14 protein-coding genes are annotated in these 13627 nt (G+C 73.6%); 4 read left to right on the top strand and 10 right to left on the bottom strand.

From position 1 onward, the window contains the following. Window positions 1–16: 16 nt before the first annotated feature. From ATJ97_RS09520 to ATJ97_RS09495, 6 genes are read right to left on the bottom strand one after another with little or no spacing between them, the layout of a single operon-like run. The gene (locus ATJ97_RS09520) at window positions 17–1537 is read right to left on the bottom strand and encodes a P-loop NTPase family protein (RefSeq protein ID WP_098483552.1); all 1521 of its coding nucleotides are present in this window, start codon (window positions 1535–1537) and stop codon (window positions 17–19) included. Then, a complete protein-coding gene (locus tag ATJ97_RS09515) occupies window positions 1534–2964 on the bottom strand; it encodes an SCO6880 family protein (RefSeq protein ID WP_098485350.1) in 1431 nt (476 codons plus the stop codon). Before ATJ97_RS09515 ends, ATJ97_RS09520 begins: the two co-directional genes overlap by 4 nt. A 58-nt stretch (window positions 2965–3022) precedes the next feature. Next, a complete protein-coding gene (locus ATJ97_RS09510) occupies window positions 3023–4684 on the bottom strand; it encodes a TrbL/VirB6 family protein (protein WP_098483551.1) in 1662 nt (553 codons plus the stop codon). Then, window positions 4685–5452: a DUF8175 domain-containg protein gene (locus ATJ97_RS09505; protein ID WP_098483550.1), complete on the bottom strand. Its 768-nt coding sequence runs from the start codon at window positions 5450–5452 to the stop codon at window positions 4685–4687. Between the two features lie 9 nt (window positions 5453–5461). Continuing rightward, window positions 5462–5755, bottom strand: a complete 294-nt coding sequence (locus tag ATJ97_RS09500; protein ID WP_211287132.1) for a hypothetical protein — start codon at window positions 5753–5755, stop codon at window positions 5462–5464. Window position 5756: 1 nt separating this feature from the next. Beyond that, entirely contained in the window at window positions 5757–6323 is a 567-nt protein-coding gene (locus ATJ97_RS09495; protein WP_098483549.1) for a DUF6668 family protein, read from the bottom strand. Between the two features lie 156 nt (window positions 6324–6479). Between ATJ97_RS09495 and ATJ97_RS09490 the strand changes: the two genes are divergently transcribed. Further along, window positions 6480–7043 carry a hypothetical protein gene (locus ATJ97_RS09490; protein WP_143426969.1) on the top strand — a complete coding sequence of 188 codons (564 nt, stop codon included), beginning with the start codon at window positions 6480–6482 and terminating at the stop codon, window positions 7041–7043. Between the two features lies 1 nt (window position 7044). Then, complete coding sequence (locus tag ATJ97_RS09485; protein WP_098483547.1) at window positions 7045–8115, top strand: M23 family metallopeptidase; 1071 nt, start codon at window positions 7045–7047, stop codon at window positions 8113–8115. A 185-nt stretch (window positions 8116–8300) separates the two neighbouring features. Here ATJ97_RS09485 and ATJ97_RS09480 read toward each other — a convergent pair whose 3' ends face one another. Both ATJ97_RS09480 and ATJ97_RS09475 read right to left on the bottom strand, forming a co-directional pair. Then, entirely contained in the window at window positions 8301–9401 is a 1101-nt protein-coding gene (locus ATJ97_RS09480) for an App1 family protein phosphatidate phosphatase (RefSeq protein ID WP_098483546.1), read from the bottom strand. A 146-nt stretch (window positions 9402–9547) separates the two neighbouring features. Then, the gene (locus ATJ97_RS09475) at window positions 9548–9778 is read right to left on the bottom strand and encodes a DUF6458 family protein (protein WP_098483545.1); all 231 of its coding nucleotides are present in this window, start codon (window positions 9776–9778) and stop codon (window positions 9548–9550) included. A gap of 189 nt (window positions 9779–9967) precedes the next feature. On the opposite strand from ATJ97_RS09475, the gene ATJ97_RS09470 reads away from it, so the two are divergent. Together ATJ97_RS09470 and ATJ97_RS09465 are read left to right on the top strand one after the other, a co-directional pair. Next, window positions 9968–10288 (top strand): DMT family transporter, encoded by a 321-nt coding sequence (locus ATJ97_RS09470; protein ID WP_098483544.1) that lies wholly within the window; start codon window positions 9968–9970, stop codon window positions 10286–10288. Then, on the top strand, window positions 10285–11763 hold the full coding sequence (locus tag ATJ97_RS09465) for a sugar porter family MFS transporter (protein ID WP_245862319.1): 1479 nt from the start codon (window positions 10285–10287) through the stop codon (window positions 11761–11763). Before ATJ97_RS09470 ends, ATJ97_RS09465 begins: the two co-directional genes overlap by 4 nt. 315 nt (window positions 11764–12078) lie before the next feature. On the opposite strand, the gene ATJ97_RS09460 is transcribed toward ATJ97_RS09465, so the two are convergent. Continuing rightward, complete coding sequence (locus ATJ97_RS09460) at window positions 12079–12843, bottom strand: amino acid ABC transporter ATP-binding protein (protein ID WP_098483543.1); 765 nt, start codon at window positions 12841–12843, stop codon at window positions 12079–12081. After that, window positions 12840–13625: an amino acid ABC transporter permease gene (locus ATJ97_RS09455; protein ID WP_098483542.1), complete on the bottom strand. Its 786-nt coding sequence runs from the start codon at window positions 13623–13625 to the stop codon at window positions 12840–12842. Before ATJ97_RS09455 ends, ATJ97_RS09460 begins: the two co-directional genes overlap by 4 nt. Window positions 13626–13627: the final 2 nt, after the last annotated feature.

Genomic DNA, 13627 nt, shown 5'->3' with positions numbered 1-13627 from the left:
GCCTTCTTGCCGCCCGTCACCCTCCGGGTGGTCCCACCTGCTCCGCAGGGCGCTCCACCCGGCCCACGCGGGAGAGCTCGCGCCACCGCTTGTTGGTGTCGTGGATGCCGAGCTCGACGGCGGTCAGCTGCACCTGCACGGGGATGCCGGGCCGGCCGCCGACCTTGACGAGGAACTTCCCGCGCCCGGGCGGCTCGGTCTCCCGGTGGTGCACCGGGTCCCAGGCGGGCGGGTCCTGCCAGCCGATGAGCAGCTCCTGCTCGGCGCGGGAGAGCGGCACCGCCTGGGTGAGCATCGGCATCTCCGCGCCGGGGAGCCCGCCCGCCACCACCATCCCGGAGCGCTCGACGAACCCGCGCGCCTTCATGCGGTCCTCCTCGGCGGGCAGGGCCAGCAGGTCGGACATCGTGTGGGAGACCATCACCGTGCCCACGCCGCGGGTGCGGTTGAGCCGCGTGAGGGCGTCGACCCGGTCGACGATGCCGCGGCCGGCGCGCAGGACCCGCCACAGCTCGTCGAGGACCACGAAGTAGTGGCGGCGCGGCTCCACGCCGGCGTCGGCGAGGGCGTTGGCCACGTTGACCGTGCCGAACCCGGCCGACCAGCACGCCAGCATGACCGCGGCCTGCAGGTCGGTCTGGGCGTCGTCGATGTGGCTGACGTCGTAGACCACCGGCCGGTCCCGGCGCATCGGGTTCGTGGTGGGGCGGGAGAACGTGCGGCCGAGCCGACCGCCGTCGACCAGGCCGATCAGCGAGGCCTCGAGGTTCTCCGTCACCTCCTGGTAGCGCTCCAGCGAGCCGCGGTCGAGCGCCACCTGCCGCACGTCCTCGGGCGCGGAGCGGATGACCTCGAGCAGGTCGGGAAGTACCGGCACGCCGTCGTGGCGCTCGTCGAGCACCCGCAAGGCCCGGTCGAGGATCGTCTCCTCCCGGTCGGTCGGGGGCTGGGCGCGCAGGATCGTCAGCAGCGAGGACACCATCGTCAGCCGCCGCTCGTGCGCGTCGGTGAGCACCATCGCGCGGGCGCTGCCGGTGAGGCGCTCGGCCGCCGACGTCGCCTCCCCGGGGTCGAGGACGTTGATGTGCCCGCGGTCCCCGCCCAGGGCGATCACCTGCCCGCCGAGCGCCTCGATGAGGTCGACGTAGTCGGGCTTGAGGTCGCCGAGCACGAGCGGCATGACGCCGTACCCGGCGAGGCCGGCCGCCATGCGTCGCACGAGCGTGGACTTGCCCAGGCCCGGCAGGCCCAGCACGAACGCCGACGGGTTGGAGATGAGGTTCGCCCGCTGGAACCACGACACCGGGTCGCAGCACACCGTGGCGCCGGTGACCATGTTGCGCCCCAGCGGGACCCCGACCATCGGGGTCCCCGAGCCGACGGCGAAGGGCCAGAGCCCGCACACCTGCCGGGTCGAGCCGCGCCACTCCGGCACCGGCTGGATGGAGCCGGCCCGGCCACGCCCGCGCCCCGGCCAGCCGCGCGGCCCCGGGCGGGCGGGGGCCGCCGTCGTCCCCTCCTGCTTCTTCCGGCTCACAGCCGGCTCCGGACCTGGGAGGGCAGGTCGAGGTGCCGCGGCAGCACCAGGCCGAGGGGCAGCGCGGCGGCGAACGCCGTGTCCTGGGAGCCGTACGCGGGCCGCACGCGCAGCCGGGCGGTGGCGGCCAGGTTCTCGACGGCGGCACGGGCGTCGGCCTCGCGCGCCTCGTCGAGGACCGTGGCCGTCACGAGCATGCCGAAGTTGACGAGCCCGGCGCCCGCGGCCTCCTCCTGCGCGGTCAGGGCCGCGGCGCGCGTGGCGAGCACGTCGCGGGCGGTGGGCTTGTCCGAGGAGGACTGCCGGAACTGGGCGGCGCGCAGGTCCGACTCCACGATCGCGGCGGCGGACGCCGCGTCGATGGGCCGGTAGAGCAGCGTCACGCGCTTGCGGGCGACGTCGCGGTGCGGGGCCACCAGCCGCGAGAGGATCGAGGCCTGCACGTTCCCGCGCGGAGCACCCGTCATCGCCCAGGTCACCGACACCCCGGAGTCGTGCCGGTAGTCGTCCCACGAGGCCTCCGCGGCGGAGGGGCCGACGTCGGACCAGGTCAGGCTGGTGGTCAGCCCCTCGGCGTGCGCCTCGTCGATCGCGACGGCGGCCGCCGGGTCGTACGCCACCCGCACGAGCTCGCACAGCTCCAGGGCGTCCACCGGGTGCGCCGGGCCGGCGCCGGTGGCCTGCAGCTCCCCGGTGAGCCCGGGCAGGCGTGCGCCCAGCTCGCGGGCGAACTCGGCCGGCTTGCGTCGTCTGCCGTTGTGCGTGGCGTTGAAGGTCAGGGCCACGTACGCGCGCACGGTGGAGGAGCCGTGCGGGTAGTCGGCCACCGTCTCGGCGAGCAGCGCCCTGGCGAACTCGGGGGCGTCGGGGTCGAGGTTCGTGCCCACCTCGCGGCGCAGGCGGGTACCCGTGTCCGGCGCTGTCTCGATCGTCACCGACGCCGCGACGATGCCCGGCTCGTCGCCCAGGTTCGCCAGCCACAGCCCCCAGTCGGCGACCCAGGAGTCCACCTGCTCCTCGTCCACCAGGGCTGCGCCGTCGGGCTCGGTGCCGATGACGAGGGTGTAGGTGGAGGTGGTGGGCACGCGGATGAGGGCGAAGCGCCGCCCGTACGAGTCGGAGTGCTCGGTGAGCTTCGACGACGCGGCCAGCCCGGGCAGCTGGCACGTGCCCCACGGCACCTGCCCCAGCGGGCCGGAGCGGTAGAGGTGCTCGCCGGCGGAGCGCTGGCGCCACCAGGACCAGCGGGCGGCGCCCTTGTCGAGGGCGTTGAGGCCGTGCTTGTCGCGCACGCCGATCGCCAGGAGCACGACGGCGAGCCCGGCGGCGAAGACGAGCCCGGTGAGCAGGTCCGTGAGCATGACGACGAGCACCACCAGCACGAGCCCGGCCATGAGGATGAGGGTCCCGGCGGTGCCCAGGCCCATCAGGCCCGGCGTGGTGGGACGGCGCCAGTTGCCGTAGGTGCGTGGCACGTGGGGGCTGTCAGCGGTTGCCGGCACGTGAACCGTCTCCTTCGTGGATCGCCGCGCGGGGGCGGGGCTGGTCGGGGTTCCCCCTGCGGGGATGGTGCTGGTCGTCGGCGGGCGGCTCGCCGGGCGGCGTGTCACCGGCGGGCTCGAGGTCGCCCGGCTCGACGCCCGCGCCCGCGTCCGCGCCGACGACTGCGTCGGTGCCCGTGCCCCGGCCGGTCAGGTCGTCCTCGGTGGCGCCCCCCGGCACGCCCGCGCCCGAGCCCTGCCCGCCGGAGCCGGGCGCGCCGGAACCCGGGCCGGAACCGGGGCCGTTGCCGGACCCGCCGGGGCCGACGGTGGTGTCGCCGGCCCGCAGACCGCGCAGCTCGCTCGAGCCGCGGGGCCCCACCAGGCCCACGCCCGCGGCGGCACCTGCCGGTGCGGGCGGCGCCGCCGCGGGTCGCACGCGGTGCACCGCCGCCGCCCCGCTGGGCAGCGCCGCGGACGTGCCCGGCGGCAGCGCGGCGGCCGCCGGCGTGCCTCCCGGGGCCACCGTGCCCACCAGCGGTGCCGCCACGGACATCAGCGCGGGCAGCGCCAGCAGTGCCAGGACCATGAGGATGATGCCGGCGAGGAGCGGGACGAGGCCGGTGCCGTCGTCCGTGACGAGGCCGGTGTCGGTGAGCTGGAACGCGGTCGCGTAGACGATGGCCACCGCCGGCTTGTACAGCACGAACGCGACGATCCACGCGACCACCCGCGAGAACCAGGCACGGCCGACCGCGGTGTTCGTGAACGCCGCCGAGAGCGGGAAGATGCCGGCGAGGATCACGAGCATCGCGCCGCGCAGCACCAGCAGCATGATCTGGACGAACGCCACCACCACGGCGAGCAGCCCGAGGACGATCACCAGCAGCACGCCGAGGGAGTCCGACAGCACCACGAGGTCGCGGACCCGGGTGCCGAAGTCCTCGCCGCCGGTGACCCGCTCGAGCAGCCAGGCGGCGAAGCCGTCCGCGGCGACGACGGCGAGCCCGATCACGGTCAGCCCGGCGCCGGCCACGACCACGAGCGTGAGCAGGGACCGAACCAGGTCGCGCCCGGCGGCGGCGCGCTGCTCCCACGCCATCTTCGCGCCGGCCACGATCACCGAGAGCACGGCCATCGCCGCGGTGAACCACCACAGGGCGTTCTGCGTCGTGGCGACCGGTGCCGACCCGCCGGCGAACCGCTCCGGCGGCACCAGCGCACCCACCACCGCGGACGCCCCCGAGATCAGAAGCACCCCGCCCAGGACGATCCCGACCCGGCCCAGCTGCCGGCCGCCGTCGCCTCGGCGCCCGGCCAGGGCGAGCCAGGCGCCGAGGGCGAGCAGGGACATGACGGCGACGCCGAGGGAGATCCACACGACCCAGCCGAGGACCGTCTCCACCGCGGCGACCGACCCCGGGGCCACGGAGCCGGCCGTGACGGCCCCCTCGCCGTCGCCCGTCAGCGCCGGCGTGGCGACGTTCTCCCACATCTTGCCCAGGGACGACAGCGTGGTGTCGAGGGCCTCGGACACCGCCCCGGCCAGCTGGTCCAGGGCGGTGGAGCTGCCGTCGTCGGCGGTCCAGGTCGAGGTGGCACAGGTGACGTCGAGCGGGCTGCAGCCGCCCGGCGGCACGGGCGTCGTGGGGTCGGCGCTCGACATCTACGCCCCCGACCACAGGGTGTAGCCGGTCAGGTCCGGCACGGGTGCGGGCAGGCTGCCGAGGCCGCCGTCGTCGGTGAGGACGACCTTCCAGTCGCCGTCCTCCCAGCGCAGGTCCAGCACGAAGCTGCCCGTCAGGCCGCCGTCGACGCCCAGCGCCAGGTCCACCGACGCCTCGGTGCCGGTGTAGTCGAGGAGCCGGAAGCCGCGGATCTGGTAACGCACCCCGGTGGGGATCTCGGGGGCGGCGCCGGCCTCGAGGTACTTCAGGGCGGCGTCGCGGCCGGGTCCCTCGGCGGTCATCTCCTCGGTCATCCGGCCGATCAGCTGGGGGGAGGAGCCCATGGCGGCCACGTTCGCGGCGGCCAGCAGCGCCCCGGTGGGGGTGCGCGCGTAGCAGGTGCGGAGGCCGTCGTCGTCCTCGCCCGGGCCCTGGCCCTCGACCGAGGGCGCGGCCACCGTGCCCACGAGCTGCCACGTCGCCGCCGGCGCCCGGGTGAGCGTGCCGGAGTCGGCCTCCTCGGTCAGCCCGCAGACCGACCGCCCCGGGGCTGCCCGGGCGGTCCCGGTGGGTCCGGTGGTGGGGCTCTCTCGGCCTGCCGACGGCGCAGCCGTGGCCGACCCGGGCGCGGCGGTGCCCGGGTCGGCCGGGGCGCCGTCGCCGCGCGCGAGCAGCCAGACGACGAGGATCAGCAGGGCCAGGAGCAGCACGGCGGAGCCCACGAACGCGGGGCGCGTCCACGCGCTGCGCCCCTCGTCCGCCGGCACGTCCGCTCCCTACGCCAGCGCGCCGACGACGAAGTAGGCACCGGAGATGACGACCACCCCCGCGAGCGCCATGCCGATGCGGCCCAGGTGCTCGCCGCCCTCGCCGCGCCGGGCGTTGATCGCCATGAGGGCGCCGGCGACCATGAGGCCGAGCACGCAGATGCCCAGGGCGATCCACTTGGTCCACGACAGCAGCTGGAGGAACCCCTCCATGCCGGGGGGCGCCTCGCCCTGGCCCGGGTCGGGCACGTTGGTGAGGGTGAGCGTGGCGGTGCTGAGTGCGCCGACGACGGGACCGAGCACGTCAGGCCTCCCCGTCGGGCAGGAGCGTGGTGAGGTCGCGGCGCAGCACGCCGACCGCGTGCGGCACGACGTCGTCGCCGGACCGCCACGCCTCGACCCACGGCACCGTCCACACCCGGGGCACCCCGCCGCCAACGAGCTGGGCGAGGTCGCGCAGGGCCCGGGGGAGCCGGCCGGGGGCGTCCGCCATGAGCACGAGGCCGAGCAGGTCGACGCCGAGCACGTCACCGGCGGCCCACTGCGTGGCGGCGACGCGGGCGCTCTCCAGGCCCCGTGCGCTGGTGCGGGCCACGAGGACCACGGGCTGGGGGTCGTTGACGTCGCGCGGGAGCGGCCACGCGTGGCCCGCCGCCCGCGAACCGGTCACCAGCGCCGCGAGGGTGGACTCGCCCGCGCCGCCGTGCGTGCCGAACCACCAGGGCGCCGCCCGCTCGGTGCGGACACGCGCCGGCAGCGCGTTCTCGGGCACCGGCACGCCACGCTGCGGCGTCGCCGGGCCGGTGGGCACGAGGAAGCGGTCGCCGGCGACGACGTCGTCGCGGCTCTTCAGCCGTGGATGGTTGCCCATCTGAGCGCCCCTTCGGGGGTTTGCGTCCGAGGACGGTCCTGATCGGACCACCATCATGCAGTCCCTACGTGATCATGGTGACCTAGTTGACACCACCAATACAGGGTGTGCGAGCCCCGCGCCCGTCGGGCGCCGTGGAGCCGGGACGGAGGTCTCATGCGCGCAGGTCCTGCCGGTGCGGTCCGGCGCGGGGCCGCAGCACTGGTGCTGGGCTGCGTGCTGGCCGCGTGCACGGGCCCCGGACCTGGGCCCTCGCCCGAGCCGCGGCCCGGGCCGACGGCGACGAGCGGGGCGCCCTCGCCGTCGTCCGTCCCGGTGCCGCCCACCCCCACGGGCGAGCCGATGGACGAGCCGGACGCGCCGGTCACCGCGGCGCCGGCCCCGGTGTGGGACGACGCGTCCCGGGCGCAGGCGCGCCGGGTGGCCCAGGACGCCGTGCGGGCGTGGGCCCGACCCGACCTCCCGGCGGCCCGGTGGTTCGACGAGCTGTCCGTGTACCTCACGCCGACGGCGCGGCAGGACTACCAGTGGCTGCAGCCGGCCTCGATCGTCGCGCGCAAGGTGACGGGCGAGCCGAAGGTGGTCGAGGAGCCGAGCGTCTACCTCGCCCGCGTGGACGTCGGCACCGACGCGGGCACGGTGCAGGTGCTGCTCTCGCGCCAGGACGGCCCGACGCCGTGGCTGGTGGAGCGGATCGTGCCGCCCGAGGGGCAGGCCTGACGTGCGCCGCCTTGTGATCGCGCTGGTCCTCGTGCTCGCCTCGGTCGTCGGCGGTGCGCTGACGCTCGTCCTGCTCATCGACGCCGAGGACCGGCTGGACACGTGCAACGTGGACGGCCCGGGGGTGCGGGTCGCGCTCGCCGGGGAGCCAGACGCAGAGGTGAACGGCTACAGCGGCGTGCAGCTGGCGAACGCCGCCGCGATCATCAACGCCGGCGCGGACCTCGGGCTGTCCGTGCGCGACCAGACCATCGGGGTCATGACCGCGATGGGGGAGTCCGGGCTGGAGGTGCTCGACCACGGCGACGAGGCGGGGCCGGACTCGCGCGGCCTGTTCCAGCAGCGGGACAACGGTGCCTGGGGCACCCTCGAGCAGCGCATGGACCCCACCGCCTCGGCGACGATGTTCTTCCGCAGGCTCGCCACGCTCACGGACCGCACCACGCAGCCGCCGACCATCGTGGCGCACCGCGTGCAGGGCAACGCGGACCCGTACCACTACGAGAAGTACTGGCGGGACGCGGTGACGGTCGTGGACGCGCTGGCCGGGGAGAACCTCGACGCGATCGCCGCCGCGGCCGGGCCCAGCCCGTGCAGCGCCCTCAGTGCCGGCGCGGTCACCGCCGAGGGCTGGACCTCCCCGATCCTCGGCAACGTCCGGTACACCTCGGCGTTCGGGTACCGGGTGCACCCCATCAGCGGGGTCCGCACCCTGCACGCGGGGGCCGACCTGGCCGCCGTGGACGGGCACCCGATCTACGCGGCGGCCGACGGCGTCGTCGTCATCGCGGGGCCGTCCTCGGGCGGGAACTCCGGGTACATGGTGGCGGTCGACCACGGCGGCGGGGTGCAGACCCGGTACGTCCACCCCTGGCCGAACGGCATCCTCGTGCGGGTGGGGGACACGGTCACCGCCGGGCAGCAGATCGCGCGGGTGGGCTCGTCCGGCAACTCCACCGGGCCGCACCTGCACTTCGAGGTGCGCGTCAACGGCACCCCGGTGGACCCGATCGCCTTTCTCGCGGCGCGGGGCGTCGCGCTGCCCGGCACGCGGGTGGTCTCGCCGGCGTGACGTCCGACGTCGGTCGGTGGCCCGACGCGGCTGGGCCCGGCCCGGCATGGCCTCGCAGTCCTCATTCCCGACGACGAGGTTGTCGTTCTGGCGAGTTCAGAGGCGATTTCTGACCAGAACGGCCATCTCGTCAGAGGCGCAGCCTGGCGACGGCGGTCGGGGCGGCCTTGAGGGCGTGGCAGCGCTCAGTCGCCGAGCGCCACCAGCGCCTCGTCCCGCTCCGCGACCACCTCGGGCAGCACGGTGGCCAGGGCGTGACCGTCGCGGCCCTGCACGGTCGGCACCCCGTGCTCGGCGGTGGCGTTGCGCAGGGCGGGCGGTTCCTCAATGGCCTCGGGCGTGCCGTGCGCCAGCACCTGCTCGGCCGGGGAGAGCTGCCGGATCGCGATGGCGGCGACGTGCCGCGGGTGCTCCCGGGCCAGCTCGTCGTAGATCATCGGGTCGTGCTGACCGTCGTCGCCGACGAGCAGCCAGTTGATCTCCGGGAACGTGATCAGCAGGTTCCGCAGCTGGGTGCGCTTGTGCTCGATGCCGGAGCGGAAGAAGCCCGTCGGCGTCGGCCCCCAGTCGGTCATGAGCATCGGCCCCTCGGGGTAGCCGTGCTGGTGCATGAACCGCCGCAGCGTCGGCACCGTGTTCCACGCGCCGGTGGAGAGGTAGAAGATCGGCGCGTTCGGGTGCTTGGCGAGGAGATCCTTGTACAGCTCCGCCATGCCTGGCACGGGCTTGCGGGTGGAGGTGTGGCGCACGAACGTGTTCCACGCGGCGATGAGGGCGCGCGGCAGCATCGTGACCATGATCGTGTCGTCGATGTCGGAGACGATGCCGGCGCGCACGCTCGGGTCGACGACCAGCACCCTGGCCCTCACCGGCTCGGCGGCCTTGGCCTCGATGGTCACCTCGTGCCAGCCGGGCTCGAGCCCGTGGTCGCGCACCATCACGTCGATGTAGCCGCCGCGGTCCGTCATGCTCTGGATGGACTGGCCGTTGGCGTGCACCGTCACGGGCAGGAAGCCCACCTGGGCGGTGAAGAAGGACCGCCACCCGCGCTGGGCCTCGGCCGCCACGTTGATCGGCCCGACCGGCGCCACCTCCTCGAGCGCGTCCGGGTCCTCCGCCGTCTCCGGGTCGGCCATGATCACGCGCCCGAGCACGTGCAGGCTCTGGACGGAGCCGTAGCCGATCAGCCCGATCGTGCGCGGGCGCCAGCCCCGGTTCTTCAGGTAGACGACGCTGCGGCGGTTGATGACGTCCTCGACGGAGGCGGCGATGCGGGACAGTCCCATGAGTCACACGCTAGCCGGAGGGCGCGGCGACGGCGACGCGGCCCTGCTGGTGCAGCAACAGACTGCGCGGGCTCTCCTACGCGTTGCAGCCGGCGACCCGGAGGTCGCCGGCTGCACGTGTGCCAGCTGCGGAGGAGCCGCTGAGGTCAGACGCCGTCACCGTGGATGTGGCGCTCGTCCCGGCGCTCGACGCGCTCGGTGTGGGTGGTGTTCGTGCGCTGGCTGTGCATGATCAGCGCGATCACGAGCGCGATCACTCCCGCACCCATGCAGATGTACCCGATCATCGACAGGTCGACGCCCTCGATCACGTCGGACACCGCGAAGGCCAGGATCGCCCCGATCACGATGAGGAAGATTCCTCCACCGATCCCCATGCCGGCTCCTCTCGTCACGACCCGACGGTGCGGGTCTGGTGGGCACAGTGTGTCCGTAGTTGTGACCCACCGCACCCGGTGAGCAGGCGGAGACGGCCGGAAAGCCGCTGCCGCGCCCCGGAAGTTGCGGCGACCGGCGCAGGCCGGTTCGAATGACCGGGACCCTCTCACCCCAGAAAGGCTGCCGCCTTGGCCTACCTCCTCCTTTTCCTCGCCATCGCGGCAGAGGTCGTCGGCACCTCGCTGATCAAGTTCACCGAGGGGTTCACGCGCCTGTGGCCGACCGTCGCGACGCTCGGCTGCTACGGCGTCGCCTTCCTCTTCCTCGCCCAGACCGTGAAGTCCGTCCCCGTCTCCGTGGCCTACGCGATGTGGTCCGGGCTCGGCACCGCCGCGGTCGCCGCGGTCGGTGCGGCCTTCCTCGGGGAGCCGCTGACACTGACCAAGGTGGCCGGCATCGGGCTCATCGTCGCCGGTGTGGTGATCCTCAACCTCGGCGGTGCCCATTGAGCGCGCCGACGTCCGCGACCACCCGCGACCGGCTCGCCGCCCTCCCGGAGGCGGACGCCCCCGTCCGGCCGCTCCGGATGCGGCTCACGGCCTTCGCGATCACGATCGGCGGTCTGCTCTTCGGGTACGACACCGGCGTCATCGCCGGCGCCCTGCCCTACATGACCCGCCCCGCCGACCAGGGCGGCCTGGACCTCACCGTCCAGGCGGAGGGCCTGGTCACCTCCTCCCTCCTCGTCGGCGCCGCCCTCGGCGCTCTGCTCGCCGGTCGGCTCGCGGACCGGCACGGACGACGGCGGACCGTCCTGGGTCTCGCCGTCGTCTTCCTCGTGGGTGCCCTGGGCACGGCCCTGGCCCCCGGGCTGACCGCCATGGTGGTGGCGCGGGTGGTGCTGGGGCTCGCCGTCGGCGGGGCGTCGTCCACGGTCCCGGTGTTCCTCGCCGAGCTCGCGCCGAAGGAGAAGCGCGGCACGTACGTGGCGGTCGACCAGCTGATGATCGTCACCGGCCAGCTGCTGGCGTACACGACGAACGCCGTGCTGGCGAACACCGTGGACAGCCCGCACACCTGGCGCTACATGCTCGCCGCCGCGTCCGTGCCCGCGGTGGCCCTGTGGATCGGCGTGCACTTCGTGCCCGAGACGTCCCGCTGGTACGCCGCCCGGGCCCGGTACGGCGAGGCGCTGACCACCCTGCGGCGCTCGCGGCCGGCCGGGCACGACAGCCTCGGCGAGCTGATGGAGATCGTCGCGGTGACCCGCGCGGAGGAGGGCCGGGAACGGTACGGGTGGCGCGAGCTCCGCCTGCCGTGGGTGCGCCGCCTGCTGGTGGTCGGGATCGGCATCGCCGTGATCCAGCAGGTCAGCGGCGTCAACACGATCATGTACTACGCGCCGCTCCTGCTGGAGCTCACGGGCCTCGCCACCGACGCAGCCCTGACGGCGACCATCGCGAACGGCGTCGTCTCCGTCGTCGGCGCGCTGATCGGGCTGCGCATCGTGCGGCGGCTGCCGCGCCGGACCATGCTGCTCGTGGGCCAGGCCGGCATCCTCGTCGCGCTCCTCGCCCTCAGCGGGGTGTTCGCACTCGCCGTCGAGCCGGCGCTCACCGCGGACGGGGTGCCGCCGGTCGGTGCCAGCTACGCGGTGCTGGCGTTCATGCTGGTGTTCCTGCTGTTCCAGCAGGCCGCGCTGTCCCCGGTCACCTGGGTGATGCTGTCCGAGGTGTTCCCGCTGCAGCTGCGCGGTCTCGGCATGGGGGTCGCTGTCTTCCTGCACTGGTGCGTCAACGCCGCCATCTCTTTCGCCTTCCCCGTCCTCGTGGCGGCGGTCGGCGGGGCGACGACGTTCCTGGCCTTCGCCGTCGTCAACGTCGGTGCCATCGTCTTCGCACGGCGGATGATCCCGGAGACGTCGGGGCGGTCGCTCGAGGAGCTCGAGGCCGACTTCCGTCTCCGCTTCGCCCCCGCCCGGTGAGCCCCCCGCCAGCCCGGTGAGACGTCAACTTCTCCGTGAGGCGTCAACTTCTCCGTGAGAAGTCTTCTTCTCCTCAGAGGTTTCCCCACGGGCGGCCGCTCAGTTCGTGAGGGAGTTGGCGAACGCCTCCGGCGATCGCTCGAGGAGTTCGTGACACCTCGAGGAGGAGTTGACCTCTCGGGGAGGAGTTGACCTCTCGGGGAGGACTTGACCTCTCGGGGAGGAGTTGACCTCTCGGGGAGGAGTTGACAGATCGTGGAGGAGTTGACAGATCGGGGAGGAGTTGACGTCTCGCGCCCCCCAATAAGTCGGGCCTCAGAGGACCTTCGAGAGGAACGCCTGCGTGCGCCCGTGCTGCGGGTTCGCGAGGATCTCGGCGGGGACGCCCTCCTCGACGATGACGCCGTCGTCCATGAAGATCAGGCGGTCGCCGACCTCCCGCGCGAACCCCATCTCGTGGGTGACGACCATCATCGTCATGCCCGTGGAGGCGAGCCGCCGCATGACCTCCAGCACCTCACCGACGAGCTCGGGGTCGAGGGCAGAGGTGGGCTCGTCGAACAGCATCATGTCCGGGTTCATGCACAGCGACCGCGCGATGGCCACGCGCTGCTGCTGGCCGCCGGAGAGGTGACCGGGGTGGGCGTCCGCCTTCTCGGCGAGACCGACCCTCTCGAGCATGTCGCGCGCGACCTTCTGCGCCTCCGTGCGGGAGCGGCGCAGCACCCGCTCCTGGGCGATCGTGAGGTTGCGCATCACGGTCATGTGCGGGAAGAGGTTGAACTGCTGGAACACCATGCCGATCCGGGTCCGGACGCGGTCGATGTCCACGTCGGGGTCGAGGACATCGACCCCCTCGATGAGGATCTCCCCGCCCGAGGGGGTCTCGAGCATGTTCACCGAGCGCAGGAGCGTGGACTTGCCGGACCCGGACGGGCCGACGACGCAGACCACCTCCCCGTGCCGGACGGTCAGGTCGATGCCCTTCAGGACCTCGTTGTCGCCGAAGCTCTTGCGCAGCTTCCGGATCTCGATCGCGGGGGCACCGGGCGCCGTCGTGGTGCGGGCGGCGTCGTTCATCGGGTCTTCGCCATCTTTCGCTCGAGCCACGCGACCAGCCGGGTCAACGGGATGGTGACGAGGAGGTAGAGCATCGCCGCCATGATCAGCGGGGTGCCGTTCGCGTACGTCGTCAGGCCGTCGCGCGCGAAGGTGGTCAGCTCCTTCGTGAGCACGGTCGACCCGGCGATGAACAGCAGCGAGGTGTCCTTGAGCAGGAGCACGAACTCGTTGGTCATCGGCGGGATGACGATGCGGAAACCCTGCGGGAGCACCACCCAGAACATCGTCCGGGCCGGAGACATCCCCAGCGAGCGCGCCGCCTCCGTCTGGCCCTTGGGCACGGCCTGGATGCCCGAGCGGATCACCTCCGCCATGTACGCGGACGCCACCAGGATGAGACCGACCAGGCCGGCGCCGACCTGCCCGCCCGGCACCCGGAGCCCGAGCGCGATGGGGAGCATGTACGCCATCGCGAAGATCGTCAGCAGGGCCGGCACGCCGCGGAAGAGCTCGATGTAGGCGGTCGCGAACCACCGGTACGGCCCCACCGAGGAGAGCTTCAGCAGCGCCATCACCACGCCCAGCACCACGCCGCCGACGAAGGAGATCACGGTGAACAGCACGGTGTTCTTCAGGGCGATCGTGATGATCTGGGGCAGCTGCTCCCGCGCGATGTCGATGCGGAAGAACTGGTTGGTGATGCGCTCCCAGTCCGTGGCGACGACGACGATCACCACCACCGCGGCGAAGATCGCGTAGTTGACGCCCCGGTACAGGCGCTGACGCGTGGTCCTGCGCATGG

Origin of the sequence: Georgenia soli (genome assembly GCF_002563695.1) — a bacterium.
GTDB classification, from domain to species: Bacteria; Actinomycetota; Actinomycetes; order Actinomycetales; family Actinomycetaceae; genus Georgenia; species Georgenia soli.
Note: the sequence above shows the minus strand (reverse complement) of the source record. Positions and strands in the feature narration are given on the sequence as shown.

Bases quoted from the DNA above. Each gene is read 5' to 3' on its own strand.
- ATJ97_RS09510 (WP_098483551.1), bottom strand. From the start codon at position 4,684: ATGTCGAGCGCCGACCCCACGACGCCCGTGCCGCCGGGCGGCTGCAGC.
- ATJ97_RS09455 (WP_098483542.1), bottom strand. From the start codon at position 13,625: ATGCGCAGGACCACGCGTCAGCGCCTGTACCGGGGCGTCAACTACGCG.
- ATJ97_RS09490 (WP_143426969.1), top strand. From the start codon at position 6,480: ATGCGCGCAGGTCCTGCCGGTGCGGTCCGGCGCGGGGCCGCAGCACTG.
- ATJ97_RS09515 (WP_098485350.1), bottom strand. From the start codon at position 2,964: ATGGGCCTGGGCACCGCCGGGACCCTCATCCTCATGGCCGGGCTCGTG.
- ATJ97_RS09475 (WP_098483545.1), bottom strand. From the start codon at position 9,778: ATGGGGATCGGTGGAGGAATCTTCCTCATCGTGATCGGGGCGATCCTG.
- ATJ97_RS09480 (WP_098483546.1), bottom strand. From the start codon at position 9,401: ATGGGACTGTCCCGCATCGCCGCCTCCGTCGAGGACGTCATCAACCGC.
- ATJ97_RS09460 (WP_098483543.1), bottom strand. From the start codon at position 12,843: ATGAACGACGCCGCCCGCACCACGACGGCGCCCGGTGCCCCCGCGATC.
- ATJ97_RS09495 (WP_098483549.1), bottom strand. From the start codon at position 6,323: ATGGGCAACCATCCACGGCTGAAGAGCCGCGACGACGTCGTCGCCGGC.